Source organism: Holtiella tumoricola, assembly GCF_027857615.1.
Lineage (GTDB): Bacteria > Bacillota > Clostridia > Lachnospirales > Cellulosilyticaceae > Holtiella > Holtiella tumoricola.
This window is the reverse complement of sequence record NZ_JAQIFT010000005.1, coordinates 1-1428: the sequence shown is the minus strand read 5'-3', so window position 1 is coordinate 1428 and position 1428 is coordinate 1. Positions and strand designations below refer to the sequence as shown.

Here is a 1428-nt window from a genome sequence, read left to right as displayed (position 1 = left end):
AGCCACTAATGCATCAAATAATTCCTTATGATCTTCCATTATTTCTTTTAATAACTTCTCGTCATAATGTTTGATGCCACCATAATCAACTTCAAATGCTCTTGCACCTTTTCTAGCAATTATTAAATAGCTGCCTGCTTTCTTTCGCAAGACTATCAATAAATCTTCTTCTGCAAATTCTTCACTATCTTTATGATAGTAGCACTCTACACGATTCCAATCAGTGCTTTTCCCATCTATCAGGTATGTATTAGAATTATCTTTTCTTCTTCCATCTAGCTTTCTAACACCCTGTATCTTCATATACTCTTCAAAGATATGTGCAACGCTTTTTGTTTCTCCCATTTTCCAGAGAGTAGTAAGCCTAATCTTCATCCTAACCCCTCTTTCCCATAAAAAATTGATTTTATTTATTTGAATTTTTTCTTATACACCCATATAATTTATTTATCAGCTCCGCCAAGCTGAAATATAAAAGAAAGTTGGTGATTATCATAGAACATCTTACTGATATCATCGAGGTGATTGAAGCAACTTATCACAAAGAAGCTAATGCCTATCTTGAACTTGGCTGGTCTTTACTTAGTGTTAACGTCATATCTTCTCCACAATCGTCTATAAATGGTCCTTGCTATATCCTTGGTTGGAATAAATCAAATGGCTCTATTAAATATCCTGAACAAACGAACGGTTTTGATAGACTACGTGATATGTATGATCAAGCTACCTCTGATTTTGTAAATTCTTAACTCTGTATTCTGCCTAATGAATACATCATATTTTGAGAAGTTGGGTAAATGCATATTAAAATCCATCCTGTTTTTACTAATGTATTTACCTCTTCCCAATTATCAGTTTCTTTTATTTCTTTAACTTGGCTTAGTCTTTTATCTACTAACATCGCTATCCCTCCAAAAGTTAATTTTATTAAATCCTAACTGGTATACCCTCAAGGTCATATCCTGATGCAATTACTTCTGCTGATTCATTACGACTCTCTATCCAACATCTACCACTTTCATTTCTGAATCTTACATCAGTCCATTCACCATCAATATTAACTTCCACTTTATCCATATCACGTAAGCCTTGTAATACCCATAAGTCCATTTCCAGTATCCCGTATGTGTATAATTTCCCATTACGCCCTAGATACATGCCATCCCTCCTATCCTTTTGTTTTACTCAATTTTCATTTGCCCCGGCATAATTGCCATGAGCTTTTTGATATCTGTAACAGGCTTATAAAATTTATTAGCCCCTTCTATATAATCTATTTCTATCAATCCATGACTTTTAAGATTTCTAATATATCTATCTGTGTTATTCTTCATGCATCCAAGTTCTTTAACTAACTGTGAAGATGTACAAGGTTTTACTAGGAGCATGAGGATAATTCTGTATTCTGTTGCCTTTAATTTGCATTTT

Annotated in this window: 5 protein-coding genes; 1 reads left to right on the top strand and 4 read right to left on the bottom strand. The window is 33.5% G+C overall.

Annotation, left to right across the window (positions count from 1 at the left end; all coding sequences use genetic code 11):
- On the bottom strand, positions 1-345 hold a 345-nt coding region (locus tag PBV87_RS00470; RefSeq protein ID WP_271010744.1), incomplete at its 3' end, for a zinc ribbon domain-containing protein.
- A 140-nt stretch (positions 346-485) separates the two neighbouring features.
- Between PBV87_RS00470 and PBV87_RS00465 the strand changes: the two genes are divergently transcribed.
- Complete coding sequence (locus tag PBV87_RS00465; RefSeq protein ID WP_271010743.1) at positions 486-749, top strand: hypothetical protein; 264 nt, start codon at positions 486-488, stop codon at positions 747-749.
- Here the strand turns inward: PBV87_RS00465 and PBV87_RS00460 are convergent.
- From PBV87_RS00460 to PBV87_RS00450, 3 genes are all read right to left on the bottom strand, one after another.
- A complete protein-coding gene (locus tag PBV87_RS00460) occupies positions 746-901 on the bottom strand; it encodes a hypothetical protein (protein WP_271010742.1) in 156 nt (51 codons plus the stop codon). The genes PBV87_RS00465 and PBV87_RS00460 overlap by 4 nt on opposite strands.
- A 26-nt stretch (positions 902-927) precedes the next feature.
- Positions 928-1158, bottom strand: coding sequence for a hypothetical protein (locus PBV87_RS00455; RefSeq protein ID WP_053983837.1), 231 nt, complete (start codon positions 1156-1158; stop codon positions 928-930).
- Between the two features lie 23 nt (positions 1159-1181).
- The coding region (locus PBV87_RS00450) for a helix-turn-helix domain-containing protein (protein WP_271010741.1) at positions 1182-1428 on the bottom strand (247 nt) is incomplete at its 5' end.